The 25,976-nt window shown below is 61.8% G+C and carries 28 protein-coding genes; 17 read left to right on the top strand and 11 right to left on the bottom strand.

Annotation, left to right across the window (positions count from 1 at the left end):
- The first annotated feature begins 110 nt into the window (after positions 1-110).
- The 4 genes from ACR0LZ_RS10685 to ACR0LZ_RS10670 all read left to right on the top strand — a co-directional run bounded on the left by ACR0LZ_RS10685 (position 111) and on the right by ACR0LZ_RS10670 (position 4,037).
- The gene (locus tag ACR0LZ_RS10685) at positions 111-449 is read left to right on the top strand and encodes a P-II family nitrogen regulator (RefSeq protein ID WP_480749791.1); all 339 of its coding nucleotides are present in this window, start codon (positions 111-113) and stop codon (positions 447-449) included.
- A gap of 35 nt (positions 450-484) precedes the next feature.
- Complete coding sequence (gene glnA / locus ACR0LZ_RS10680; RefSeq protein ID WP_480749790.1) at positions 485-1,891, top strand: type I glutamate--ammonia ligase; 1,407 nt, start codon at positions 485-487, stop codon at positions 1,889-1,891.
- 224 nt (positions 1,892-2,115) lie between these two features.
- Positions 2,116-2,913, top strand: a complete 798-nt coding sequence (locus tag ACR0LZ_RS10675; protein ID WP_480749789.1) for a lytic murein transglycosylase — start codon at positions 2,116-2,118, stop codon at positions 2,911-2,913.
- Positions 2,914-3,110: 197 nt separating this feature from the next.
- Positions 3,111-4,037 (top strand): hypothetical protein, encoded by a 927-nt coding sequence (locus ACR0LZ_RS10670; protein WP_480749788.1) that lies wholly within the window; start codon positions 3,111-3,113, stop codon positions 4,035-4,037.
- A 3-nt stretch (positions 4,038-4,040) separates the two neighbouring features.
- On the opposite strand, the gene ACR0LZ_RS10665 is transcribed toward ACR0LZ_RS10670, so the two are convergent.
- On the bottom strand, positions 4,041-4,775 hold the full coding sequence (locus ACR0LZ_RS10665) for a heme-dependent oxidative N-demethylase family protein (RefSeq protein ID WP_480749787.1): 735 nt from the start codon (positions 4,773-4,775) through the stop codon (positions 4,041-4,043).
- Positions 4,776-4,898: 123 nt separating this feature from the next.
- Between ACR0LZ_RS10665 and dddP the strand changes: the two genes are divergently transcribed.
- The 4 genes from dddP (at position 4,899) to ACR0LZ_RS10645 (ending at position 9,029) form a co-directional block, all read left to right on the top strand.
- A complete protein-coding gene (dddP, locus tag ACR0LZ_RS10660; RefSeq protein WP_480749786.1) occupies positions 4,899-6,239 on the top strand; it encodes a dimethylsulfonioproprionate lyase DddP in 1,341 nt (446 codons plus the stop codon).
- Between the two features lie 9 nt (positions 6,240-6,248).
- Positions 6,249-6,902 (top strand): 5-formyltetrahydrofolate cyclo-ligase, encoded by a 654-nt coding sequence (locus tag ACR0LZ_RS10655; protein WP_480749785.1) that lies wholly within the window; start codon positions 6,249-6,251, stop codon positions 6,900-6,902.
- A gap of 98 nt (positions 6,903-7,000) precedes the next feature.
- Entirely contained in the window at positions 7,001-8,230 is a 1,230-nt protein-coding gene (locus ACR0LZ_RS10650) for a bifunctional alpha/beta hydrolase/OsmC family protein (protein WP_480749784.1), read from the top strand.
- 298 nt (positions 8,231-8,528) lie between these two features.
- Positions 8,529-9,029 (top strand): DinB family protein, encoded by a 501-nt coding sequence (locus tag ACR0LZ_RS10645; RefSeq protein ID WP_480749783.1) that lies wholly within the window; start codon positions 8,529-8,531, stop codon positions 9,027-9,029.
- A gap of 100 nt (positions 9,030-9,129) precedes the next feature.
- Here ACR0LZ_RS10645 and ACR0LZ_RS10640 read toward each other — a convergent pair whose 3' ends face one another.
- On the bottom strand, positions 9,130-9,717 hold the full coding sequence (locus tag ACR0LZ_RS10640; RefSeq protein WP_480749782.1) for a biotin transporter BioY: 588 nt from the start codon (positions 9,715-9,717) through the stop codon (positions 9,130-9,132).
- 76 nt (positions 9,718-9,793) lie between these two features.
- Positions 9,794-10,216 (bottom strand): DUF6314 family protein, encoded by a 423-nt coding sequence (locus ACR0LZ_RS10635; RefSeq protein ID WP_480749781.1) that lies wholly within the window; start codon positions 10,214-10,216, stop codon positions 9,794-9,796.
- A gap of 135 nt (positions 10,217-10,351) precedes the next feature.
- Here ACR0LZ_RS10635 and purB point away from each other — a divergent pair, with 135 nt between their 5' ends.
- The 6 genes from purB (at position 10,352) to ACR0LZ_RS10605 (ending at position 15,662) form a co-directional block, all read left to right on the top strand.
- Positions 10,352-11,656: an adenylosuccinate lyase gene (purB, locus tag ACR0LZ_RS10630; protein ID WP_480749780.1), complete on the top strand. Its 1,305-nt coding sequence runs from the start codon at positions 10,352-10,354 to the stop codon at positions 11,654-11,656.
- Between the two features lie 123 nt (positions 11,657-11,779).
- Positions 11,780-11,935 (top strand): hypothetical protein, encoded by a 156-nt coding sequence (locus tag ACR0LZ_RS10625; protein ID WP_480749779.1) that lies wholly within the window; start codon positions 11,780-11,782, stop codon positions 11,933-11,935.
- A gap of 104 nt (positions 11,936-12,039) precedes the next feature.
- Positions 12,040-12,588, top strand: a complete 549-nt coding sequence (locus ACR0LZ_RS10620; RefSeq protein ID WP_480749778.1) for a tetratricopeptide repeat protein — start codon at positions 12,040-12,042, stop codon at positions 12,586-12,588.
- A gap of 69 nt (positions 12,589-12,657) precedes the next feature.
- Complete coding sequence (locus tag ACR0LZ_RS10615) at positions 12,658-13,758, top strand: flagellar motor switch protein FliG (protein ID WP_480749776.1); 1,101 nt, start codon at positions 12,658-12,660, stop codon at positions 13,756-13,758.
- Positions 13,759-13,874: 116 nt separating this feature from the next.
- Positions 13,875-14,729: a DMT family transporter gene (locus ACR0LZ_RS10610; RefSeq protein ID WP_480749775.1), complete on the top strand. Its 855-nt coding sequence runs from the start codon at positions 13,875-13,877 to the stop codon at positions 14,727-14,729.
- Positions 14,730-14,738: 9 nt separating this feature from the next.
- Positions 14,739-15,662: a lysophospholipid acyltransferase family protein gene (locus ACR0LZ_RS10605; RefSeq protein WP_480749774.1), complete on the top strand. Its 924-nt coding sequence runs from the start codon at positions 14,739-14,741 to the stop codon at positions 15,660-15,662.
- Here ACR0LZ_RS10605 and ACR0LZ_RS10600 read toward each other — a convergent pair whose 3' ends face one another.
- Positions 15,663-16,361 carry a DUF1223 domain-containing protein gene (locus tag ACR0LZ_RS10600; RefSeq protein ID WP_480749773.1) on the bottom strand — a complete coding sequence of 233 codons (699 nt, stop codon included), beginning with the start codon at positions 16,359-16,361 and terminating at the stop codon, positions 15,663-15,665. It abuts the gene before it with no gap.
- A gap of 226 nt (positions 16,362-16,587) precedes the next feature.
- On the opposite strand from ACR0LZ_RS10600, the gene acnA reads away from it, so the two are divergent.
- From acnA to ACR0LZ_RS10585, 3 genes are all read left to right on the top strand, one after another.
- On the top strand, positions 16,588-19,278 hold the full coding sequence (gene acnA / locus ACR0LZ_RS10595) for an aconitate hydratase AcnA (RefSeq protein WP_480749772.1): 2,691 nt from the start codon (positions 16,588-16,590) through the stop codon (positions 19,276-19,278).
- A gap of 138 nt (positions 19,279-19,416) precedes the next feature.
- On the top strand, positions 19,417-20,112 hold the full coding sequence (locus ACR0LZ_RS10590; protein ID WP_480749771.1) for an SDR family NAD(P)-dependent oxidoreductase: 696 nt from the start codon (positions 19,417-19,419) through the stop codon (positions 20,110-20,112).
- Between the two features lie 65 nt (positions 20,113-20,177).
- Positions 20,178-21,680: a BCCT family transporter gene (locus tag ACR0LZ_RS10585; RefSeq protein ID WP_480749770.1), complete on the top strand. Its 1,503-nt coding sequence runs from the start codon at positions 20,178-20,180 to the stop codon at positions 21,678-21,680.
- Between the two features lie 82 nt (positions 21,681-21,762).
- Here ACR0LZ_RS10585 and ACR0LZ_RS10580 read toward each other — a convergent pair whose 3' ends face one another.
- From ACR0LZ_RS10580 to secF, 7 genes are all read right to left on the bottom strand, one after another.
- A complete protein-coding gene (locus ACR0LZ_RS10580) occupies positions 21,763-22,302 on the bottom strand; it encodes a DsbE family thiol:disulfide interchange protein (RefSeq protein WP_480749769.1) in 540 nt (179 codons plus the stop codon).
- The gene (ccmD, locus tag ACR0LZ_RS10575) at positions 22,295-22,453 is read right to left on the bottom strand and encodes a heme exporter protein CcmD (protein ID WP_480749768.1); all 159 of its coding nucleotides are present in this window, start codon (positions 22,451-22,453) and stop codon (positions 22,295-22,297) included. Before ccmD ends, ACR0LZ_RS10580 begins: the two co-directional genes overlap by 8 nt.
- Entirely contained in the window at positions 22,450-23,223 is a 774-nt protein-coding gene (locus ACR0LZ_RS10570) for a heme ABC transporter permease (protein WP_480749767.1), read from the bottom strand. The genes ccmD and ACR0LZ_RS10570 overlap by 4 nt, the downstream gene beginning before the upstream one ends.
- 45 nt (positions 23,224-23,268) lie before the next feature.
- Positions 23,269-23,925, bottom strand: a complete 657-nt coding sequence (gene ccmB / locus ACR0LZ_RS10565) for a heme exporter protein CcmB (protein ID WP_480749766.1) — start codon at positions 23,923-23,925, stop codon at positions 23,269-23,271.
- The gene (gene ccmA / locus ACR0LZ_RS10560; RefSeq protein ID WP_480749765.1) at positions 23,922-24,536 is read right to left on the bottom strand and encodes a heme ABC exporter ATP-binding protein CcmA; all 615 of its coding nucleotides are present in this window, start codon (positions 24,534-24,536) and stop codon (positions 23,922-23,924) included. Before ccmA ends, ccmB begins: the two co-directional genes overlap by 4 nt.
- Before the next feature lie 118 nt (positions 24,537-24,654).
- Entirely contained in the window at positions 24,655-25,008 is a 354-nt protein-coding gene (locus ACR0LZ_RS10555; protein ID WP_480749764.1) for an Mth938-like domain-containing protein, read from the bottom strand.
- Positions 25,008-25,976 carry a protein translocase subunit SecF gene (gene secF / locus ACR0LZ_RS10550; RefSeq protein ID WP_480749763.1) on the bottom strand — a complete coding sequence of 323 codons (969 nt, stop codon included), beginning with the start codon at positions 25,974-25,976 and terminating at the stop codon, positions 25,008-25,010. The genes ACR0LZ_RS10555 and secF overlap by 1 nt, the downstream gene beginning before the upstream one ends.

The raw sequence follows: 25,976 nt of genomic DNA, 5'->3' as shown, positions 1-25,976 counted from the left end.
ATCGCAAGCCCGGTTTCAGGCTGCCAAGCACCTCGCATTTCCGCAAACGCGTTGCCGCCCGATCTTAGACGTGATCTGAGCCAGCCTGACAAGATTGCGAGGGAACTCCGATGAAGAAGATCGAAGCGATCATCAAGCCGTTCAAGCTGGACGAAGTGAAAGAAGCGCTGCAGGACGTCGGTGTCCAGGGGCTGAGTGTCATTGAGGTCAAGGGCTTTGGCCGCCAGAAGGGACACACAGAACTATATCGCGGCGCCGAATATGTCGTCGATTTTCTGCCCAAGGTGAAAATCGAAGTCGTGCTGGACGACGATCAGGTCGATGCCGCAATCGAGGCGATCATCGGGGCCGCCAAGACCAACAAGATCGGCGACGGCAAGATCTTTGTCTCGCCCGTCGAACAAGCCATCCGCATCCGCACCGGCGAATCCGGCTCGGACGCGCTGTAAGAAACAAACGAGATCTCAAACAGAGGACTAAAAGAATGAGCAAGGACGCAGTTCTTCAGCTGATCAAGGAAGAGGGTGCCGAATATGTCGACATCCGCTTCACCGACCCGCGCGGCAAGCTGCAGCACGTGACCATCGTGTCACACCTGGTGGACGAGGATTTTCTGGACGAAGGGTTCATGTTCGACGGCTCTTCCATCGCGGGCTGGAAGTCGATCGAGGCATCGGACATGAAACTGATGCCCGACACTGAAAGCGCCTATGTCGATCCGTTCTATGCGGAAAAGACCATCTGCATTCATTGCACCGTTGTCGAACCCGACACCGGAGAGCCTTATGATCGCGACCCGCGCGGTACCGCGCAGAAGGCCGAAGCCTATCTCAAGGCGTCGGGCATCGGTGACGTGGCCTACATGGGACCCGAGGCCGAGTTCTTCCTGTTCGACGACGTGCGGTTCTCGAACTCGATCAACAAGGTGTCCTACGAAGTGGATGCGACCGATGCGTCCTGGAACACCGACACTGAGTACGAGATGGGCAACATGGGTCACCGTCCCGGCCTGAAGGGCGGCTATTTCCCGGTCAACCCGACCGACGAAGCGCAGGACCTGCGTTCCGAGATGTTGTCGACCATGAAGCGACTGGGCATGAAGGTCGACAAGCACCACCACGAGGTTGCGTCGTGCCAGCATGAGCTGGGGCTGATCTTTGGGACGTTGACCAAACAGGCAGATGAGCTGCAAAAGTACAAGTACGTGATCCACAACGTGGCGCATGCCTATGGCAAGTCCGCGACCTTCATGCCGAAACCGATCTATGGTGACAACGGTTCGGGAATGCATGTGAACATGTCGATCTGGAAAGACGGCAAGCCGTTGTTCGCAGGCGACAAATATGCCGATCTGTCGGACGAGGCGCTGTGGTTCATTGGGGGTATCCTCAAGCACGCCAAGACGCTGAATGCTTTCACCAACCCCGGAACCAACTCGTACAAGCGACTGATCCCCGGCTTTGAAGCCCCGGTTCTGCGCGCCTATTCGGCCCGTAACCGTTCGGGTTGCGTCCGTATTCCGTGGACCGAAAGCCCGAAAGCCAAGCGCGTCGAGGCCCGCTTCCCCGATCCGTCGGCAAACCCCTATCTGTGCTTTGCCGCACTGCTGATGGCCGGTCTGGACGGCATCAAGAACAAGATCGATCCGGGCGAGGCCATGGACAAGAACCTGTACGACCTGCCGGCGGAAGAGTTGGAAGGTATCCCGACCGTTTGCGGCAGCCTGCGCGAAGCGTTGGATTGCCTGGCGGCGGATCACGACTTCCTGCTGCAGGGCGACGTGTTCACCAAGAACCAGATCGACGGCTATATTGCCCTGAAGATGGAAGAGGTTCACACATACGAACATACACCGCATCCGGTGGAATTCGGCATGTATTACAGCTGCTGACCGACAGTCTGCTTATGACCGAAAGGGCGTCCGTGAGGGCGCCCTTTTTCGTTGACCTTTACGGCTCCGCCGATACGCTTGGTCACGGATTTCAGCTATGGAACAGTTTCATGACCTTTCTTCGCCCGCCTCAGCGCATTTTCGGAGAATTCTCCTTTGCAAAGCCGAATTGTACGAATTGTACAGGTTTTGGAGGCACGAATGAGCATTTTGTACCATTCGGAATGCGGCGCGTCGTTGTGGTCGCATTGCTCGGCTTGTTCCTGTTTCCCGCCACAGTGCCTGCGGCAACCTGCGGCAATACCAGCGCCGGGTTTGAAAACTGGAAGAAGGATTTTGCCGGAGAAGCGAAACGTGCGGGTGTGCGCAAGAAAGGGCTGAGCGCCCTGGCCCAGACCCGGTACGCCAACAGCACCATCGCAGCAGATCGGAACCAGAAGAGTTTCAAATATTCTCTCGACAAATTCATGCAGGTGCGCGGCGCGGATGTGATCGTGGCGCAAGGGCGCAAGAGAAAGGCGGCGAACCCGGAGTTCTATGCGGTGCTGGAACGGCAATACGGTGTGCCTGCGGGCATATTGATTGCCATTCACGGCATGGAAACCGGGTTTGGTCGCTTCATGGGCGACAGTCCTGTTGTTTCCGCTATCACAACACTGGCCTATGATTGCCGACGCTCCGACTTTTTCGTTCCGCATGCCATCGGCGCGCTGAAACTGGTGGATCAGGGATCGATTTCAGTGGCGACAAAAGGCGCAAAACATGGCGAGCTTGGACACACGCAATTCCTGCCCGGCAACGCGCTGGCCTATGGCGTCGACGCAACCGGGGACGGACAGGTCGATTTCTACAACATGACCGATGCGCTGGCCTCGACCGCGAATTTCCTGCGCCAGAAGGGGTGGAAACCCGGTCGCGGCTACCAGCCGGGAGAGCCGAATTTCACGGTGATCGAGCAATGGAACAGCGCCACCGTCTACCAGAAGGCGATTGCCATAATGGCCGCGCGAATCGATGGATGACAAAATCGCGAGCGTTGCCCACGCCATATATTCGCCACATTGAATCTATGATTGGGGCCCAAACCCCTAGGTCTTGTGGTTTCCAATCCGTGATCAATCCATAAATTCCGTTTCGAAAGTTCACTTTCGGTCTAACTTTCCCCCACATCGTGCAGTAGTCTTGATTCTGACGGTACACGTATAGGGGGATTCCACCTGTGACGCAGAACGGCAAATACCACGGCGGCCTGGTTTTCGAAGGCAGCGTCGAGGGCGCGCTGGATCAGTTCAGCCGCATCGTTACCTCCACGTTGGAAGACTATGGCCATCATGTCGAGCGCCGTTCGGTGATGGGGGTCTATGATGCGCGTATCGTTTCGGGTCAGTATCTGATCCGCTTGCATCTGGAAGCCGATATCCCGGTTCAGGAACCCCGGCACCGGCGTATTGACCGGATTGCGGGGTTGAAGACCGCTCTGGCACGTGTGGCCCCCGCGCCCCGAAACAGGTTGGTCATCTCGATGTCGCCGGTTTCTGACCTGTTGGACGACCGCGAACTTTCGGAGATGATGCTGGTTGTGATCCTGTACCGTCTGGTCGAGGTTCAGCAATCGACATTGATCGAGTGGCTGTCACCGAATGCAAGTCTGACGGTCGAACAGTTCATGACGGCATTCTCAAGCCTTGCGCCGCAGCACAAGCGAAGCCGCAAGCAATTGTTCAGCGCGGTCTGTGGCCCGTTCCCGACTGGCCTGGCCGACAACGACAATGCCGAAATTGTCTCGATAAAGGGCGGCTGGACCGGCTCGCATCAAGAGACTGGTAACAAGCCTAAAGACAAATCCAAGCTATTCGACGACCAAGTACTGGCCCTGACCTTTCGAGCAGACCCGGATCACCTGGCAAAGGACGACAAATGCCCGCAAGAGGCCCTTTCCAACGATCTGCAAAGGTTGACCAGTTGGTGCATGACCGGAGTTGTTGCGTTTTTGGCAACTCCGGTCGCGGTTTCCCTGGCCGCGGTCAATCTGATCCGGGGCGAGGATTTTCGTCTGAACACGCAGGTTCTGTCCTATACCGCCGCGATCGTGTTGCTGGAAAGCAGTGGCGCATATATGGAGCTGGCCTCGGCTCTGGGACTGTAGTCGTCAGTCCCGGTGCGGCAGCGACCGCGCCGCCAGGACATATGTATGGATCGAAAACACCACGGCCCGGCTTTGTGGCAGTCGCAGCAGGCATTGCCGCTCGCTCCGCAGGTATTGGGCCTGTGAGCGGTTGCGCGCGGGCCGCGGAGCATGGGCGCGGCGCGGCTGATAGAGTTCGGCATCGTCATACCAAAGGGCATTGAACCGCCAGAGCGGCCTGTCGGGCTGAATGCCGTCGAACAGGCGCTGCACCCGCTTGGCGATGCTGGCGTCATAAGATGCCACGGGATCGTGGATCGCGATCAGCGGGCGCATGAACTTTTCCGAAAGCGTCCAGCTGGCCGGAAAGCACAGGATTGCGCCGGTCAGGATATGCTCTCCCCCCTGCTTGTGCAGGATGCAGAAATCTTCCTGCACCAGCCTGCACAGGGTACCCAGCGGGTCGGTGCGATCAATGGGAATGCGGGCGCCATCCGGGCGTTGGGCGGTATCGCCCGTGTCGGGATAGACCTGGGCCAGCACCAGATCGAGCAATTCCCGCGCGGCCGGAACGGCGCTGTCATCAAGCGCCAGAACCTCGTCCCGGCGGTTTGCCAACAGCGTCTCGCGCCGGGCCATCTGGGCGGCAAAGGCATCGTCCTGATGCAGCCAGTCCGCGATTTGCAGCGGCCGGATGCCCGGCAAGGGCGGCTGGGCCATCGGGTCGTAGGGAATCGTTTTCTGCAAGATATCTGCCATGTCCTGGGCCTAGCACCGCATTTGTCGCCTGTCGGTCGAAAAACGACGAAATATCCGTCGCAAACCTTGGCGACCCTGCGTCAGATGCTGGACAGGCTGGGTCAGAACCCAGGGAGGCAAGCCTTGAACACGCATTACCGAGACACCCGCAAGATCGATCCGTCACGGGGCACAACGCTGGCGGACGGCACGCCCAACGACAATGACCGGATCGAAATCGGGCCGACGCAACTGGCCTTTCGCGAGTGGGAAGCAGCGGGGCTGGTGCTGCCGAACCTGGAACGGATGCGGGAGTATCGCTGGAAACGGCTGACGAAAGCCATCGTTGATCGCGGGTATGGCGGCCTTTTGATGTTCGATCCTCTCAACATCCGGTACGCGACGGATTCGACCAATATGCAGTTGTGGAATACGCACAACCCGTTCCGGGCGGTGCTGCTGTGTGCTGACGGGTATATGGTGATCTGGGACTACAAGAACTCGCCTTTCCTGTCCAAGTTCAACCCGCTGGTGCGCGAGCAGCGCTCGGGCGCGGATCTGTTCTATTTCGACCGGGGCGACAAGGTGGATGTGGCGGCGGATGTGTTCTCGAACGAGGTGCGCGTGCTGATCGAGGAGCATTCCGGCGGCAACAAGCGGCTGGCGGTGGACAAGATCATGCTGCACGGGCTGCGCGCGCTGGAGGCGCAGGGGTTCGAGATCGTCGAGGGCGAGGAGGTCACCGAAAAGACCCGCGCCGTGAAGGGACCGGACGAGATTCTGGCGATGCGTTGTGCACACCATGCCTGTGAAACAGCTGTCGGGGCGATGGAGGAGTTTGCCCGCGCCAATGTGGGCGATGGCAGGACCAGCGAGGATGACATCTGGGCGGTGCTGCACGCCGAGAACATCCGGCGCGGCGGAGAGTGGATCGAAACCCGCCTGCTGGCCTCGGGGCAGCGCACCAATCCGTGGTTCCAGGAATGCGGGCCGCGCATCACACAAAAGAACGAGGTCATCGCCTTTGACACCGATCTGATCGGGTCCTACGGCATCTGCATCGACATCAGCCGCACGTGGTGGATCGGCGACCAGAAACCGACGAATGCAATGGTCTATGCGATGCGGCACGCGCATGAGCATATCATGACCAACATGGAGATGCTCAGGCCCGGCGTGACCATTCCGGAACTGACCGCCAACGCGCACCGGCTGGATGACAAGTTCCAGGCGCAGAAATACGGCTGTATGATACATGGGGTGGGATTGTGCGACGAGTGGCCGTTGGTGTCCTACCCCGACAAGGCGGTCGAGGGGGCCTATGATTACGCGCTGGAGCCGGGCATGGTGTTGTGTGTCGAAGCCTGCGTCGGCGAAGTGGGCGGCGAATTCTCGATCAAGCTGGAGGATCAGGTGCTGATCACCGAGGACGGGTACGAGAACCTGACCACCTATCCCTTCGACAAGGCGCTTATGGGGGAATAGGCTGTCGGTATGACCGACGACACGCCCGGAGACGCCCCCTGTTTTGCGCATCATCTGGTCAACGGCTTTCCCGTTGACCCCGAGACGTGGCGCGACGTGGCGCGGTTTCGCCGTGCGGAACGGGCGCGCCTGCTGGGGTTGCGCGACGCCATGCGCCCCGAGGAGCGGAACCGGCAGGCAAATGTCATCGCCGACAGTCTTGACCGGCTGATCGAACCGGGCCCCGGCAAGGTGATCGCGGTCTATTGGCCGATCCGGGCCGAGTTGGACCTGCGCGGGTGGATGCGCCGCTGCCACGAGCGCGGCGCGACGACATGTTTGCCGGTGGTGATGCAAAAGGATGCGCCGCTGGTCTTTCGCGAGTGGACACCCGGCTGCGCGATGGAGCGCGGTTTCTGGCGGATACCGGTTCCGGAAGAAGGCGCTTTTTGCGATCCGGATGTGGTGATATCTCCGGTTCTGGGCGTCGACGCGAATGGCTACCGGCTGGGCAATGGCGGCGGATATTATGACCGCACACTGGCAGCGATGCCGCGCAAACCGCGCGCCATTGGCGTCGGTCAGGGGTTCGCGCGGATCGCGACCATCTATCCGATGCCCTGGGATGTTGCGATGAATGCGGTGGTTCTTGGGAACGGCAATCTGTGGCAATTTCCCCGGTGAGACCGCACGGGGCCTCACCTTGACGTGACACCGGCGACACATGGCTTGTAAGCGCGCGCCACCCTTCCCAAACTCCTGTCGACTTCAGGAGACTTAACATGCCCACAGAACGCATCACCTTTGCCGGCCATGATGGCGGCCAGCTTGCAGCCCGGTTCGACTTGCCCGATGGCCCCATTCTGGCAACCGCGATTTTCGCCCATTGCTTCACCTGTTCCAAGGATATCCCCGCCGCACGGCGTATCGCGGCGCGGCTGGCGGCGATGGGGATTGCGGTGTTGCGGTTCGATTTCACCGGGCTGGGTCATTCCGAAGGCGAATTCGCCAACACCACCTTTACCTCGAATGTCGAGGATCTGGTCGCGGCGGGACAGTACCTGAGCGGGCGCGACATGGCGCCATCGGTTCTGATCGGTCATTCGCTGGGTGGGGCTGCGGTGCTGCGCGCCCGTGCCGGACTGCCATCGGTCAAGGCGGTGGTCACATTGGGCGCCCCTGCCGATCCGGGCCATGTCTCGCATCATTTCGAAGGTGAAATCCCGAGAATTCAGCAGGAAGGCGCCGCCGAAGTTCTTCTGGGCGGCAGGCCCTTCCGGATCGGGCGCGATTTTGTCGAGGATATTTCCAGCATCTCGCTGACCGAGGCGATCGGCGGGTTGAAGGCGGCGCTGCTGGTGCTGCATGCACCGCGCGACGACACTGTCAGCATCGACAATGCCGCGCAGATCTTTCAGGCGGCAAAACACCCCAAAAGCTTTGTCACGCTCGACGGCGCGGATCACCTGATCTCGCGCGCGGAGGATGCGGAATATGCCGCCGACGTCATATCGGCCTGGGTATCGCGCTATCTGGACCTGACGCCCCCAGCCCCGCCCCCGGGTGCGCCCGAGGGCATCGTGCGGGTGACCGAAGCCGACGTGAACGGGTTTCTGCAGGATGTGCAGTCGGGGCCGGATCATCACACGCTGGCGGATGAACCGGTCGCCTATGGCGGCACAGACAAGGGCATGTCGCCCTATGGATACCTGGCGGCGGGGCTTGGGGCGTGCACCTCGATGACGATCCGCATGTATGCCCGGCGCAAGCAATGGCCGCTGAAAGGGATCAGTGTCGATGTCAGCCACAACAAGGTGCATGCACAGGATGCCGGGCTGAAGACGGACAGCAAGATCGACCATTTCGACCGGCGAATCCGCCTGGACGGCCCGCTGGACGCCGAACAGCGGCGGAAACTGCTGGAGATCGCCGACAAATGCCCGGTGCACCGGACATTGGAAGGATCGGCACATGTGACCACGGTTCTTGTGGAAGACCCGCTGGCCGTCTGAGGGCTTTTGGGGACCGCGGTCGGGTCTTTCGACCGCGGGTTACCACGCGCGCCCTGGCCGGGATGATCGAGGAAAATTATATGCGGCCCCCTCATCCACCGGCGCGTGCCGAAAACGGTACTTGGTGATCCTGTATCCAGACAGGCGCGACCAAAAAAGGCTTACGCAAGGCCGGTAACCCCTATACCATGACATTCACCCGACGGCGCGACAGCCCGTGCGGGTCGGGGCGCAATTTGCCAAATTCCATTGGCAAGCGCCCATTTTCCGAAAAACCCCCATAACACTGAGGCCAGGAATGATGATTTCAGCCGAATACTGCCGTCTTTTCGCACGCTACAACAGCTGGCAAAACACCTCGCTCGTGACTGCAGCCGATGGATTGACCGAGTTCGAGCGCTGGCTGGATCGAGGAGCGTTCTTCAAATCCATAGCGGCAACACTGAACCACCTTTTTTGGGCTGATGCACTCATGCTTGAGCGTATCAAAGGAAACGAACGACCGCAGGATACGGTCACACATTCACTGACCAGCCCTTCAGACTGGTGTGAGTTCAGGGACTTGCGCATGCGGCGAGATGCAGAAATCGAACAGTGGGCTGCCAGCACCAGCACCGCTGATCTCAATGGCTTTGTCAGATGGTACCCGCTTGACGGCTCGGCCAGGATTGAAACGCTGAAAGCTGCCAGCGTTGTTCAACTCTTCAATCACCAAACCCATCACCGGGGACAGATACATGCCATGCTCACAGCTGCAGGCGCCAAACCCGAACCGACCGACATTCCGGCGATGCCGTAGAAAATGCCCGGGATTATTATCGGTCAGCGTTGACTGTCGTCCACATAAGAAAAGGCCCGGAGCGATGCGCTCCGGGCCTTTCGTCTTGTTGCCGTCAGGCTTAGCCGCGGGCGTTGCCCACCAGTTTCCACAGGCCGGGGATCAGCAGCGCGGCCAGCACCAGCTTGATCGCGTCGCCCACCAGGAACGGGGTCAGGCCCCATTCGAGGATCGGCTTGTCCCAGCCATAGAGCTGGCCCAGCCACAGCAGGCCGGGAACGTAGATCAGCACGTTGGCCAGCACCAGCGCCAGCGCCATCTTGCCGAACGAACGGTCCCAGCCGCGCGCGGCCAGTGCGCCCAGCGTCACCGTGGCCAGCAGGTAACCGACCAGATAGCCGCCGGTGCCGCCCATCATGTAGGTCAGGCCGAATTTCTCGGCCGAGGACCCGGCGAACACGTCAAAGCCCAGCGCGCCGACCAGCAGGTAACCCAGCATGGTCACCAGGCCCAGGCGCGCGCCATAGGCGGTGCCGATCGAGAGAACGGCAAACGTTCCCATGGTGATCGGAACCGGCCACATCGGCACCTTGATTTTTGCGGCAATCGCCAGGGCAACGATGCCCAGCGCCACCAGAACCACTTGCTTGACCCTGAGGGCCGTTCCTTCGCGCGGGCCGATTGCGTCGGCCAGAACACTCATGCTCATTCCATGGTCTCCCATATCAATCCGTCATTGGCACACAGCAATGCCCATTCAGGCCGCCTGCTGCAAGAAGTTTACGCTATCGGCGCGAGAATTCCGTCCTCATTTCATAGGATTTGCGCGGACCCGAGACCGTCCAGCGCACGCTCCAGCGCGGCCAGGCGGAGAAATCATAGGCCGCGTCATAGCTGTCGGGCGGGCAGTCGTGGTGGTCGGCCGGTTTTGCTTGACCCAGGGTTAAGCCATGGAAATAACGGCCATCTTCGAAATGAATCGCGATCTGCGGGCCTGCGGCTTGCCACAGATAGCGGCGGGTTCCGCGCATCGGCTGCTGGCCGGGGATGCGCAGCGTAACCTCTTCGTCATAGACAAGGCCCTCTTCGCTGCGACGCAGCGTCGCGACCCCGTCGGCACGCAGGATCTGGCCGGACAGGCGGTCGTCGATCACCCGCTCAAGGCACCATTCGCCCTCGAAATCGGCAATTCTCTGCGGCGCGGTCATCGGCGTAACCGGCCTGGGGGTAGAAAAATCAGGGCAAACCGTCTCATCCGGGGTCTCGTGTCTTGTTCCAGCGCGCGCGGGGGTCTAAGACCCGCGCCAACGCCCCATGCCAATCACAAAAAGGTGCCGCTGCCAATGATCCCCCGCTATTCCCGCCCCGAAATGGTCGCCATCTGGTCGCCCGAGACCAAGTTCCGCATCTGGTACGAGATCGAGGCCCATGCCTGTGACGCGCAGGCCGAGCTGGGGGTGATCCCAAAGGCCAATGCCGAGGCCGTGTGGAAGGCCAAGGACGTGGAATTCGACGTGGCCCGGATCGACGAGATCGAGGCGGTGACCAAGCATGACGTGATCGCGTTCCTGACCCATCTGGCCGAGCATATCGGGTCAGAGGATGCGCGCTTCGTGCATCAGGGCATGACCTCGTCGGACGTGCTGGACACCACGCTGAACATCCAGCTGGTGCGCGCCGCCGACATTCTGCTGGCGGATATGGACAAGGTGCTGGCGGCGCTGAAAAAGCGCGCCCACGAGCACAAGGACACCATTCGCATCGGCCGCAGCCACGGCATCCATGCCGAGCCGACGACGATGGGGCTGACCTTTGCCCGCTTTTATGCCGAGATGGACCGCAACAAGAACCGGTTGGAAAAAGCGCGGTGGGAAGTGGCCACTGGCGCGATATCCGGCGCGGTCGGCACCTTTGCCAATATCGACCCTGCGGTCGAGGAGCATGTGTGCGAAAAGCTGGGCCTGCGCCCCGAGCCGATTTCCACCCAGGTCATTCCGCGCGACCGGCATGCGATGTTCTTTGCCACGCTGGGCGTGATCGCCAGCAGCATCGAGAACATCGCCGTCGAGATCCGCCACATGCAGCGGACCGAGGTGCTGGAAGCGGAAGAGTTCTTCTCGAAAGGTCAGAAGGGATCGTCGGCGATGCCGCACAAGCGCAACCCGGTCTTGACCGAGAACCTGACCGGCCTCGCCCGGCTGGTGCGCATGGCGGTGATCCCGGCGATGGAGAACGTGGCGCTGTGGCACGAGCGGGATATCTCGCATTCCTCGGTGGAGCGCGGCATCGGCCCCGACGCCACCGTGACGCTGGATTTCGCGCTGAACCGTCTGGCCGGCGTGATCGAGAATCTGGTCGTCTATCCCGACAACATGCTTGCCAACATGAACAAGTTCCGGGGGCTGGTGATGAGCCAGCGGGTGCTGCTGGCACTGACACAGGCGGGGGTGAGCCGCGAGGACGCCTATCGTCTGGTGCAGCGCAACGCCATGAAGGTCTGGGAACAGGGCAAGGATTTCAAGACCGAGCTGCTGGGTGATTCCGAGGTGACGGCAGCACTCAGTCCGGCGGAGATCGAAGAGAAATTCGATCTGGGTTATCACACCAAACACGTGGACACGATTTTCGCGCGTGTTTTCGGCGCGTAACCGGTCACAGTTCAAGTACAAAGTGCAAGGCCCGGATCGCAGGCGTGATCCGGGCTTTGTTGTTTTGCCAGACGGGACAAAACCGGCTATGATGAAAGCGCAAGTCGAGACAGGAGAAACGCGATGACGTTCAAGACGCTAGCTTGCGCTGTTGTTTTCGGGCTGTCGGCCTCGGTCGCCCTGGCCTGCGAAATTCATCAGCAACAAACGCAGTCCTGCGTACCCGGCACCGTCTGGGACAGCGAAAGCCAGAGCTGCGTGAAAGAGGTCACGAGTTGAACTGTGCCTCACCGAAGTTTGAAAGAAAGCGGGTCGCTTGCGGCTCGCTTTTTTCAATGTCACGCTATTTGATTTGAGAACGGATATTTGACCGGAGACCTTCGATGCGCCTGTTGATCGCGACTGCTATTGCCCTTTCTGGATTTGCCTTCACCCCCGATACGGCCCTTGCCGCCAGCGGTGGCAGCGGAAGCCCGCCCAAGACCACGAAAACCACCAAGAAATGCCTGTTCGGGCGGGTCTGGGATGTGGATACGCAGAAATGCGTCAAACCGAGCGCGACCAATTTCACCGATGACGAACTGTACGAAGCCGCGCGCGAGCTGGCCTATGACGGGCAGTTGGCTCATGCACAGAATGTGTTGCGGGTGATGAGCGATCAGAACGACGACCGCGTCCTGACCTATTGGGGATTTACCTATCGCAAACAGGGCCAGACCGATCTGGCCAACGCCTATTATCAAAAGGCGATCGCCACCAATCCCGACAATCTTCTGGCCCGCAGCTATATGGGACAGGGATTTGTCGCCGAAGGCAAGACCGGCCTGGCCATCGAGCAATGGAAAGAGATCAAGGCGCGGGGTGGCGAGGGAAGCTGGCCCGAAACCTCGCTGCGCGATGCGATCCGGTCGGGGGTCACCTACAGCTATTGAGGTTCAGCCTTTCTTTACCGGTGTGCGGCTAGCCTGACTGCGGAAGTCAATTGTTGGATGGCGCAGGCGATGCAGGACTGCAGTGCATTGGTTCGAACAGGTGCGGGTGCGCCGCGGGCGCGTGCCCCGGAACCGGATGTGGTGGAAGAACGCAGGGTTCCGCGGGACCTGTCCAACCTTCAGAAGGCCGCCGTCGTGGTGCGGCTGTTGCTCAACGAAGGCGCGGATATCCCGCTGGAGGAGCTGCCCGAGGAACTGCAGGCCCGGCTGACGCAGCAGATGGGGTGCATGGGGCTGGTGGACCGGGTGACACTGGACGCCGTCGCGCATGAGTTTGCCGAGACGTTGGAGGGGATCGGCCTGTCCTTCCCGCACGGGCTGGCCGGGGCGCTGGACGCGATGACCGGCAAGATCGGCGCAAGTACGGCGGCGCGCCTGCGCAAGGAGGCCGGGGTGCGCCAGATCGGCGATCCGTGGCAACGTTTGCGCGCGCTGGAAGCCAAAGAACTGGCTGAAATGGCGCAGGCCGAGAGCACCGAAGTGGCGGCGGTGATGCTGTCCAAGCTTGACACGCCCAAGGCCGCCGCCCTGCTGGGATGCCTGCCGGGGCCGGTGGCGCGGCGCATCACCTATGCCATGTCGCAGACCGGCAATGTGACGCCCGAGGCGGTGGACCGGATCGGCTGGTCGCTGGCGGCGCAACTGGACCGCAAGCCGGTGCCCGCGTTCAAGGACCGGCCCGAGGCGCGGGTTGGCGCCATCCTCAACCAGTCGGCGGCCAGCACCCGCGACGGGCTGTTGCATGCGCTGGACGAGGAGGACGCGGAGTTCGCCAGCAATGTGCGCCGGGTGATCTTTACCTTTGCCCACATCCCGGAGCGGATTTCGACGCGCGATGTCGCGGCGGTGATCCGGGGGGTCGAACAGCCGGTTCTGGTCGCGGCGCTGGCCGGGGCCGAGACCGAGGGCGACCGGGCGGCGGCGGAGTTTCTGCTGGCCAACATGTCGAGCCGCATGGCGGACAACCTGCGCGAGGAGGTCGCCGAGCGTGGCAAGGTCAAACGGGCCGAGGCCGAACAGGCCATGGCCGAAGTTGTGGGATCAATCCGCACGCTGGTCGATGACGGGACAATCACGCTGATCGAGCCGGAGGCCGAAGAAGCGGCCTGACCCGGCGTCAGGAACGTTACGGCAATTGCGAAGCAAGTGGATGGACCGGCAACGCGTCCCGGCCTATCAAGCCCTATGACAACCGCCCTTCCCTTGCCCCACGATGGAGACCCGGCTTGAGCGCCGGGGCGGGTCGCGCCATCGTGATGATGGTGTTGGCGATCCTGTGCTTTTCGCTGATGGATGCTTCGGTCAAGGCGCTGGCGCCGAAGATCGGGGTGCTTTCGGCGCTTTGGGTGCGATATGCCGGGCAGATGCTGGTGGTGCTGGTGCTGGTTCTGCCGCGCCTGCGGCGGATCGTGCGGACACGGTACCCGAAGCTGCAATTGCTGCGCTCGCTGCTGCTGATGGGGGCGACGGGGTTTTTCTTTGTCGGGCTGAGTCGCATTCCCCTGACGGATGCGGCGGCACTGATGTCGATCAACCCGGTTCTGATCACACTGGGGGCGGCGTTGTTTCTGCGCGAACCACTCGGGCCGCGCCGGATCACCGGGATCGTGGTGGCCGTGCTGGGGGCTGCGATGGTAATCCGCCCCGGCTCGTCGGTGTTTCAACCGGCCGCGTTCTTTCCCATCGGGGCGGCCATCTGTTATTCGGCCTATGCCTTGCTGACCCGGCGCGTGGGTCCGGACGAGGACCCGTGGACATCGCTGTTTTATACCGGGCTGGTGGGCACGGTTCTGCTGAGCCTGATCGCCCCGGCGCAATGGCAGATGCCCGAGCCGTCGGGCTGGGGGCTGATCGTACTGGTCGCGGGGTTCGGCACAATGGGACAGATGTTCCTGATCCTGGCCTTCAGCCGGGGCGAGGCGGCGATGCTGGCGCCCTATGCCTATTCCGGTCTGGGCTTTGCCGCGTTGTGGAGCGTGCTGTTCTTTGCGGAATACCCCGATCTGTGGACCGTCCTTGGCACGCTTGTGATCGCGGGGGCGGGTCTGTATGTCTGGCATCGCGAGACGCAACAGCGGTGAGACCCCTATATGCCCATCGAAAAATCGGAACTCGGCCGAGTTGAGCTTGGCAAATACTATGCCACCAACGTGTTTCTGAAGGGCGTGATCGGCGCCATGCACCTGTTGCCTTACGAGCGCCGCCTTGCGGCGATGGGCGCGATGGTGCGCCGTTTGTCGCCACTGGTGGGGTTCCGCAAGCGGGTGGAGAAGAACCTGAAACTCACCTGCCCCGACCTGCCGTCCGACGAGGTCGACCGGATCTGCCGCCAGGTGCCCGACAATGCCGGGCGCGCGATCATGGAACATTTCTCGCCCGAGGATTTCACCGACCGCCAGAGAAACGCCAAGGTGTCCGGCGCGGGCGTTGCGGCCTTTGATCAGGCAGTGGCCGAGGGGCGGCCGCTGATGATGATCACCGCGCATTTCGGTCACTATCTGGCCGCGCGCATCGCGTTGCAGACCCGCAGCGGCAAACCGATCGGATGCCTCTATCGCCGCATGGCCAACCCCTATTTCAACGAGATGTATGTGGACGCGTTCCACCGCACCGGCGAGCCGATGTTCGAACAGGGCCGCAGGGGCATGATGGAAATGGTGCGGTCACTGAAACAGGGCGGCATCATCGCGATTGTCTCGGACCTGCACGCGCATGGCGGCGAGGAACTGACCTTTTTTGGCAAACCTGCAGTCACCTCGATCCTGAATGCGGAACTGGCGATCAAATACGGTGCGGTTATGATCCCATGTTATGCCGTCCGGCAACCCAACGGGGTCGATTTCGAAATCGTTCTGCACGACCCGGTGCCGCATTCCGATGCCAAGACCATGACGCAGTACATCAATGACGACCTCGAAGCGATGGTGCGTCAGCATATGGGCCAGTGGTTCTGGATCCACCGCCGCTGGAAAGCGTGGAACGGTCTGGGCGTTCAGCCCGAGGACATGCCCTGATCACTCGACCCTGGCGGCGGCGACGATTGGCCCCTGATCGGCGTGCTGCACGATCACGACGGCAGGGAGATGAGGATCGAGCGAGGTGGTGAAGTTCGCCTCTGCTGATCCGCTCCATTGGCCCGCAACCTGCCAGCTTTCCACTACGTTGGCATAGTTCAGGTCATGCCCGGCCAGCTCTCCGCGTTTGATCGAGGCATGGCGCAGCGGGGAATACTGAACGACCTGGATCGAGTAGGTACCACGTTCCGTCAGGCTGAGCGGCGCAACGTCGATTGAAAGATCGTCACCATTGCGGACCGCGGAAACGCTGACAACATCCGGCCGGGCGCTGTGAAGGCGGATCAGCCGCTCAAGTTCGCGCCCTTTGGCACCGACCACATCGTGCTGACCGTTGATCACCATTTGCGGCGTATAGATCATCGATCGGCCGCCCTCGCGCGCATAGGCGCGTTGGCGCTGGGCATGACTGGGATCGGCATACTCGTCTTTCCAGCCGATGTAGTCCCAGTAATCGACATGCAGGGCCAGGCCGATCACGTCGTCGCGCTGCGCCAGTTCGTGCATGATCCGGTCTGCCGGGGGACACGAGGAACAGCCCTGCGAGGTGAAAAGCTCGACCACGACAGGATTTCCTTCGGCCGATGCCGGCGTGATCGTGGACAGGCAGAACAATGCGGCGGCGAACGATTTGAACATGGGTGGCCCTGGTTGAATTGGGATGGTTATCATGGTGTAGAACGCCTGCCGTTCAACCGCTAATCAAGGTTTCTTGAGTTGGATGTCAGCGGATCGGTCAAAAATGTGTGCAATGGTATACAAAAATTGCCGCACCCCCCGTCTTGGACCTTGAACGGAGGCCGTTCGTGATGCAGATAGCCATCAGCGAATCCCATTTCCACGCATTTTGACAGGGAGGCCACGGATGCCCATCAAAGTTGGACAGGATACCGCCAAGACACGCAAGACGCTGAGCGTGAATGGCAAGTCCGTTTCTTATTATTCGATCCCCGCCGCGCAAGAGGCCGGCCTGGGCGATTTCTCAAAGCTTCCCGCCGCGCTGAAAGTGGTTCTGGAGAACATGCTGCGATTCGAGGACGGCGGATTCTCGGTGTCGGTTGACGACATCAAGGCCTTTGCCGAATGGGGCGCCAAGGGCGGCAGGAACCCGCGCGAGATTGCCTATCGCCCTGCCCGCGTGCTGATGCAGGATTTCACCGGCGTTCCCGCCGTGGTGGACCTGGCCGCGATGCGCGACGGCATCAAGGGCCTGGGTGGTGACGCGCAGAAGATCAACCCGCTGAACCCGGTCGATCTGGTTATCGACCACTCGGTCATGATCGATGAGTTCGGCAATCCGCGCGCGTTCCAGATGAACGTGGACCGCGAGTACGAGCGCAACATGGAGCGGTATCAGTTCCTGAAATGGGGCCAGAACGCGTTCAACAATTTCCGCGTCGTGCCGCCGGGAACCGGCATCTGCCACCAGGTGAACCTGGAATATCTGGCGCAGACTGTCTGGACAGACACCGACCAGAACGGCGACGAAGTCGCGTACCCCGATACGCTGGTCGGCACCGACAGCCATACCACCATGGTCAACGGCATGGCCGTTCTGGGCTGGGGCGTTGGCGGGATCGAGGCCGAGGCCGCGATGCTGGGCCAGCCGATCTCGATGCTGATCCCCGAGGTGATCGGTTTTGAGCTGACCGGCCAGATGGTCGAGGGCACCACCGGCACCGACCTGGTTCTGAAGGTCGTCGAGATGCTGCGCGCCAAGGGCGTGGTGGGCAAGTTCGTCGAATTCTACGGCACCGGCCTTGACCGTCTGCCGCTGGCCGACCGGGCAACCATCGCCAACATGGCACCTGAATACGGCGCCACCTGCGGCTTTTTCCCGATCGACGGAGAGACCCTGCGCTATCTGCGCAATACCGGCCGCGACGAGGACCGGATCCAGCTGGTCGAAGCCTATGCCAAGGAAAACGGGTTCTGGCGTGATGCCGATTACGCCCCTGTCTATACCGACACGCTGAGCCTGGACATGGGCACCATCGTGCCCGCCATTTCCGGCCCCAAGCGCCCGCAGGACTATGTGGCGCTGACGGATGCCAAGACCGCGTTCACCCGCGAGATGGCCGAGACCTTCAAGCGCCCGATGGGCAAGGAGGTTGCGGTCAAGGGCGAAGATTACACGATGGAATCAGGCAAGGTGGTGATCGCCTCGATCACGTCCTGCACCAACACCTCGAACCCCTACGTGATGATCGGCGCCGGTCTGGTGGCGCGCAAGGCCGCCGCACTGGGGCTGAACCGCAAGCCCTGGGTCAAGACCTCGCTGGCGCCGGGAAGCCAGGTCGTCAGCGCCTATCTGGAGGCCGCCGGCCTGCAGGAGGATCTGGACAAGATCGGCTTCAACCTTGTGGGTTATGGCTGCACCACCTGTATCGGCAACTCGGGTCCGATCCAGAAGGAAATCAGCGAAGCGATTGCCGAGGGCGATCTGGTGGCCACCAGCGTTCTGTCAGGCAACCGCAACTTCGAAGGCCGTATCTCGCCCGACGTGCGCGCCAACTATCTGGCCTCGCCGCCGCTGGTGGTGGTCTATGCGTTGGCCGGCACGCTGGATATCGACCTGACATCCGAGCCGATCGGCACCGACAAGGACGGCAACGATGTCTATATGAAGGACATCTGGCCGACCCAGAAGGAAATCGCCGACCTGGTCGAAAGCACTGTGACCCGCGAGGCATTCCAGTCGAAATATGCCGACGTCTTCAAGGGGGACGAGAAGTGGCAGGGTGTCGAGACCACCGATGCCGAGACCTATGACTGGCCCGCGACCTCGACCTATATCCAGAACCCACCCTATTTCCAGGGCATGGGAACGGAGCCGGGCACCATCACCAATATCGAGGGCGCCAAGGTACTGGCGATCCTGGGCGACATGGTCACCACCGACCACATCTCGCCCGCCGGGTCCTTTGCCACCACCACGCCCGCAGGCAAGTATCTGACCGAGCGTCAGGTGGCGCCGCGCGAATTCAACTCGTATGGTTCGCGCCGGGGCAACCACGAGATCATGATGCGTGGCACCTTTGCCAATATCCGCATCAAGAACGAGATGCTGGACGGGGTCGAGGGTGGCTATACCAAGGGGCCGGATGGCGCACAGACCTCGATCTATGACGCGTCGATGGCGTATCAGGACGCGGGCACGCCGCTGGTGGTCTTTGGCGGCGAGCAGTATGGCGCGGGGTCTTCGCGCGACTGGGCGGCCAAGGGCACGGCACTGCTGGGCGTCAAGGCGGTGATCGCCGAGAGCTTTGAGCGTATTCACCGTTCGAACCTGGTCGGGATGGGCGTCATCCCGTTCGAGTTCACCGGCGGAGACACCCGCAAGACGCTGGGCCTGAAGGGCGACGAGACGGTTTCGATTTCGGGGCTGGACACCATTCAGCCGCTGCAGGAGGTGCCCTGCACCATCACCTATGGCGACGGGTCGGAGAAGACCATCACCCTGAAATGCCGGATCGATACCGCGCCGGAGATCGAGTACATCGAAAACGGCGGCGTGCTGCACTATGTGCTGCGCAATCTGGCCAAAGCGAGCTGAGACAGAACGTTTCAGTAGCATTTGAAGGGCGCCTGCGGGCGCCCTTTTCTTTTTGCGAGGCTCTGCCTCGCGCTCCGGGGTATTGGGAACCAGAAAGAAGCGGCTTTCCTCCTGCGCCTTTATCGCTAGGCTGGCGGGATGAAAAAAGTTGCATTGGTGACAGGCGGCGCGCGGGGGATCGGGCGGGCGATTGTCGACGATCTGGCGCGGGACCATTCGGTTGCGTTCACATGGCGGTCGACGGAACCGGCGGGAACCGGGGATGGCAAACTGGCGATCCGAGCGGATCTGACCCGACCGGATCGGGCCGAAGAGGTTATTTCGCAAGTAATCGGACAGTTCGGCAGGCTGGACGTGATCGTCAATAATGCAGGATTGATCGCGTCCACCCCCAAGGACGCATTTGACGCCGAGGCGCACCGGGCCATTCTGGATCTCAACCTGCTGGCGCCCGCCGCGCTGTTGGCTGCTGCCCTGCCGCATCTGGACGCCGGGGCGGCAATTGTCAGCATCTCGTCGGTCAACGCGGTGCTGCCGCCGCGCGATGCGGCGACATACGGGGCCAGCAAGGCGGCGCTGAACCTGTGGACGCGGGCGATGGCCAAGGAGCTTGGTCCGCGGGGCATCCGGGTAAACGGGGTGGCGCCGGGCGCGATCAACACCCCCGAAGCGCCGCGCGCCGACGACCTGACCGATGCGTTTGTCAGGGACACGGCGCTGGGCCGGATCGGGACACCCGAGGACGTGGCCCGCGCGGTTCGGTTTCTGGCCTCGGACGCGGCGGGGTTTATCACGGGCGAGATCCTGACGGTGTCCGGGGGCTACCGGATCTAGGTTCTGGACCTTCGCGCGATAATTGTGCAGGCTTTTCAGATTGCTGAACCGGAGGGGAGACCGGGATGCCCAAGCCCAACGCCTTGCTGACATGCTCTTTGTGCGTGATCGCGGTGGTCGGGGTCTGGGGCATTGTCGACATCGAGGGTCTGGTGACCTGGGCCAGCAGGATCGTTCAGCAGAGTTTTCACAGCCGGGGCTGGTTCGTGATGCTGGCCGCGTCGGGTATGCTGATCGGCTGCCTGGGGCTGGCCTTTTCCGGATATGGCGACATACGGCTGGGCAAGGATGACGAAACGCCGGAATTCTCGACCGCCTCGTGGATTGCGATGCTGTTTTCGGCGGGCATGGGCGTGGGGCTGCTGTTCTGGGCGGTAGCAGAGCCGCTGACCCATTACCGCTTTATCTCGGGCATGGCGCCGGATTTCCTTGCAGCGCAGCAGGCCATGCTGGCCACCAATTTTCATTGGGGGCTGCACGCCTGGGCCATCTATGGTTCGACCGCGCTGACGATTGCCTATTTCAGTTTTCGGCGTGGTACCGGCATGATGGTCAGCGCGCCCATCAGATCCCTGTTTCCCGGTGAGCGTTGGGCCGAGCTGGTTGGATGGCTGTCGGATTTCATGGCCATTATCGCGATCGCCATCGGGGTTGGCGGGTCGATGGCGATGGGTGTTTTTCAGGTGGCGGACGGTCTTGCGGTGATGGCCGGAAAGGATGCGACCGGGCCGGTTCTGATCGGCGGGGTATTTGCGGCCATGGTCGCCGCCTATGTCCCTGCCCTGATGATCGATCTTGGTCAGGGCATGGCGCGGCTGTCGAACGCGGCGATGGCGATCGCCATCGCGCTGGTGGCCTATACCATCATTCTTGGCCCGACCGAATACCTGCTGAACACGGTGGTTCAGGGGTTTGGCGACTATGTGACCAATGTCATCCCCCGAGGCTTTCAGACCTATACGTTTTTCGGCGACGAGGTAGCCAAGTGGTTCAGCGACTGGACGCTGACCTATATGGTCTGGTGGATCGCGTGGGGGCCGTTCGTGGGTGTTTTCGTCGCCCGCATCTCGCGTGGGCGCACGATTCGTGAGTTCGTGATCGGGGTGCTGTTCGCCCCCACCCTGTTTTCGATCCTGTGGTTTGGCGCGTTCGGGGGCATCGGCCTTTTTGAGGCGCTTAACGGTGCGGGAGAGTTGCTGGCCCTCACCCAGACGAATATCGAGCGTGTGACCTTTGCCCTGCTCGACCGTCTGCCCCTGTCCGCTGTGACCACGCTGGCGACGGTGCTGGCCGCGTTCCTGTTCATCGTGACAAGCGTTGTCAGTGCGGCCTTTGTGCTGGGGACATTCTCGACCGGGGGCGATCCCAATCCGGCGCCGCGCGTGCGTCTGATCTGGGGCGCTCTGCTGGGGTTGCTGAGCGTCGCGATGATCCTGTCGGGGTCGGTGGACTCGGTCAAGATCCTGATATCGCTGGGTGCCTTGCCCTTTGTCTTTATCTCGGTCCTGCTGATGGTGTGCCTGTTCCGTGGCCTGCGCGAGGAGGGAGCACGCGATGCTGGTCGGTGACCTGACGGATACCGTGATGAACCTGGTGACCTTTGCCTTTATCGCGGCGATGGTCTGGATCCTGCTCAGGCCCTGAGCCCGTCTATTCCGACGTGGCGGCCTCCATCGCGGGGCGCAGGCGGTTGGTCAGTTCGCGTTGCGTCAACGGCCCGGCGACACGCAGGATGATGTGGCCCTCGCCATCGACAAGGAAAGTTTCCGGAACGCCGTAGATTCCCCAGTTGATGTTCATCGCCTGCTCGGACGCGCCGCCGGCGGTATAGGGATCGCCCAGCTCGTCCATGAAGGCCAGTGCGTTGTCGGGATCGTCCTTGTAGTTGGCGCCCAGAACGGTGATGCCTTCCTGTTTCAGCGCCTCGAGGTTTGGGTGTTCGGCGCGGCAGGGCGCGCACCAGCTGGCCCAGAAATTGACCAGCTTGATCTTGCCGTCGCGCAGGGTCTCGTCCGACCACAGCGCCTTGTCGCCCAGTTGCACCAGTTCGACCGCCGGAGCCTGCTTGCCGGCCAGTGCGGTGGGCAATTCGTCCTTGTTGTCGCTGCGGAACATCTGCATCACCGCGAGGGCGACGAACGCGCCGAAGATCAGCGGCGGCGCCAGCATCAGGGGCGAAACCTTAGCCATTCCGGGTCATCCTTTGTTCGACCTTTTCCATCTCGGCCCGCACCTTGCGGCCACGCACGAGGCTGAAAATCACCAGTGCTACCAGCAAAAGCACCGAGGCGGCATAGGCCGACAGGACCGTGTCGGCATATTTTCCAAGATCGGGGATCATGCGTTGACCCTTTCACGCGCCAGAAGCGCCTTGATGCGCCGGGCCCGGATCTCGGTTCCGGTGCGGTAGAAGACCAGCGCGATGAACAACAGGACAAAGCCGATGATGCACATCAGCAGCGGGTAGAAGAAGATGTTGCTCACCTTTTCTTCGGTGTCGGTTCCGGTGATCGCCCCGGCCCGCATGACCGATGCGCCCTGATGCAGGCCCTGGTTCCAGAAATTCACTGCGTAGCGGCTGAGCAGCGCAAAGACCGAGCCGACCAGACACAGCACCGAAGTCAGGTCAGCGGCGGTGTCGGGGTCCTCGATCGCCTCCCACAGGGCGACGTAGCCCAGATAGAACAGGAACAGGATCAGGAACGAGGTCAGGCGCGGGTCCCAGGCCCACCATGTGCCCCACATGGGCTGACCCCAGATCGCGCCGGTAGCCAGCGCAATCAGCGTCATGACGATGCCGATGGGGGCCGCCGCACGGGCGGCAAGCGCGCTGACATGGTGGCGTCGAACCAGCCACACCAGCGAAGTTGCCAGCATCATCAGCCAGCAATTGATCGCCATCAGCGCCGCGGGTACGTGCAGATAGATGATCTTGACGGTCGAGCCCTGCTTGTAGTCGTCGGGCGTGAAGAAGAAGCCCCAAACGAGGCCCACCACCAGAAACAGCGCGGAGGTGACCCAGAAGAATGGCAGCACGCGCTCGGTCGTGGCCAGAAACTTCTTGGGGTTGGCGTATTCCCAGAGGGCGTTGGCTTTGGTTGCTAGTGACATGGGGCTTATCTAGTCCGAGTCGGGTCCATTCTCAATTGACAAAGGTCAACGCAGGTTCACGCGCAGCACCGCAGCGCTGGCAAAGGGCAGAAGGGCAATGGTGGCGGCAGTGATCCCGGCGAGCATTAGCAGCGGTGTCGTGGTCTCCATCCCCGTGGCGCCGCGCCGGGCGACCTCGGCCCCGAAGATGAGGGTTGGTACGTAAAGCGGCAGGACCAGCAGCGACAACAGCAGGCCGCCGCGTTTCAGCCCCACCGTCAGGGCCGCTCCGAAAGTGCCGATGACGCTGAGCGCCGGGGTGCCGATGGCGAGCGAGATCACCAGCCAGAAGAACCCGGGCACAGGCAAGTTGAGCAAAACGCCCAGCACGGGTGCGGCCAGAACCAGCGGCAGGCCGGTTGTGATCCAGTGGGCCAGAGCCTTGATCGTCACCACCGATTCCAGAGGCAGCGGCGCGGTGGCGAGCAGATCGAGCGAGCCGTCCTCCCAATCCAGCGCCAGCAGGCGGTCCAGCGACAAAAGGCAGGCCAGCAGCGCGCCCAGCCACAACACGCCGGGCGCGATGGTCGACAGGAGCGAGGATTGCGGACCAACGGAAAACGGCACCAGCACCGTGACGATCAGGAAGAACGCCAGGCCGAGGCCAAAGCCTCCGCCCGCGCGCAGCGCCAGCGTCAGGTCGCGCTTGAGCAGGGCGATCACAGGAAACCTCCGTCGAAGTCGTCGATGGGTTTCGGTTTGGCCTTGTAAGGCCCCACGTCGAGCACGTCGCCGTCAAGCCCAAGGTCGATATGGGTGGCGATCAGGGCCGAACCGCCCTGCCCCAGATGCGCCCGCACCGCGTCGGCGAACATCGCCACCGCATTGCGATCGAGCGACACAGTTGGTTCGTCCAACATCCAGATCGGGCGTCCGGTGACCAGCAGCCGCGACAGGCCGAGCCGCCGTTTCTGCCCCGCCGAAAGATTGCCTGCATGCCGGTCGGCCAGATCGTTCAGGTCAAAGGCGTCGAGCGCGGTTTGAATATCCGCAGCGCCAAAGACCGAGGCCCAGAACCGCAGGTTCTCGGCCACGCTCAGCGTCGGTTTCAGCCCGTCGGAATGCGCGGCATAGGCGATGCGATCCTCGGCCCCCGAGATGGTACCCGCGCGCGCCGGTTGCAGCCCCGCCAGCGTGCGCAGCAGCGTCGTCTTGCCGATGCCGTTGGGGCCGCGCAGGATCAGCGCCTTGCCGGGCTCGAGCCTGAAGCTTAGCCCTTCGAGAACGGTCACGCCGCCACGGGTGATGGCAAGATCGGAAACGGAAAGTGTCATGGGGTCCGCTTATCCCATTGGACGCGACGGCAAAAGGCCGCTTTTGCCGCAGGGACCGGAGCGAGGGACCAGCCCCTCGCGCTCCGCGGAGTATTTGTCAACAGATGAAGGGCGCAGGTCAGACAGGGATCATCGCCAGGGCGATGCGCCGGCCCTCGGACAGAAGCACGTTGTAAGTGCGGCAGGCGGCGGGGGAATTCATCGGCTCTACCCCGATACCCGCCGCTTCGAGCGTGGTGCGCAAAGGGGTCGGGATGTGCGCCATCTCGGCACCGGTGCCGATGAAGAGCACGTCGATCCGGTCGGCAAGGTCCAGCAACGGAGCAGTGTCATCATACCCGCCCCACGGGCCAGTTCCGGCGGGGCCGGTCAGGACGGCCCCTGCGAACAATTCCCCGCCGATGCGGAAGAAGCCAGGGCCATAGCCATCGACCGGTTTGGCATCGGTATATGTGACCTCGTTCAGGCGCATCAGGCGTCGATATTGGCGAACTGGTTGCCCGAGGTGTTCGAGGGCTTGGACCAGTCGCGTTTGACGCCCAGCCACAACAGGATGGTCGAGGCGACGAACACGGTGGAATAGGTTCCCACGATCACGCCCCAGATCATCGCGAAGACGAAGCCGCGGATCACGTCGCCGCCCAGCACGTAAAGCGAGACCAGCGCCAGCAGCGTCGTCAGCGAGGTCATCACAGTGCGGCTGAGGGTTTCGTTGATCGAGATGTTCAGCACCTCCTTGAGGTCCATCTTCTTGTATTTGCGCAGGTTTTCGCGTACGCGGTCGAAAATCACCACCGTGTCGTTCAGCGAGTAACCGACAATCGTCAGAAGGGCCGCGATGATCGCGAGGTCGAACCGGATCTGAAGTTCGGAAAAGATGCCGATGGTCAGGATGACGTCGTGTACCAGCGCGGCCACCGCGCCGACGGCAAACTGCCATTCGAAGCGCATCCAGACATAGATCAGCACCGCGCCGATGGCGAGGGCGACGGCGATGACCGCCGACTTGATCAATTCGCCCGACACTTTCGGACCGACCGATTCCACCGACACGAACTGGATGTCGGGCGCGGCCTGGCTGAGGGCGCTTTCGACGGCGGCGATGGTTTCGGCCGAGACCGCCTCGGCCTCGTCCTGGGCCTGAATGCGGATCATGGCGACGTTTTCATCCTCGCCGAAGGTCGGGTCGAAGATTTCGGTGATGGTCACATCGCCCAATCCCAGTGGCGAGACCGCATCGCGATAGAGGCCCACGTCAACCGGTTGGGTGCTTTGGGTTCGGATCGTGGTGCCGCCACGGAAATCGATGCCGAAATTCAGCCCCTGTATCATGAACGAAGCAAAGCCGACCACGACCATCAGGGCAGAAATGCCCAGCCACAATTTCCAGCGCTTGAAGAAATCGAACGAGGTTTCGTCGGGAACAAGTCTCATACGCAT

The organism is Ruegeria sp. CI1 (assembly GCF_056536925.1).
The sequence above is the reverse complement of the archived record's forward strand: the minus strand, read 5'-3'. Positions and strand labels throughout refer to the sequence as shown.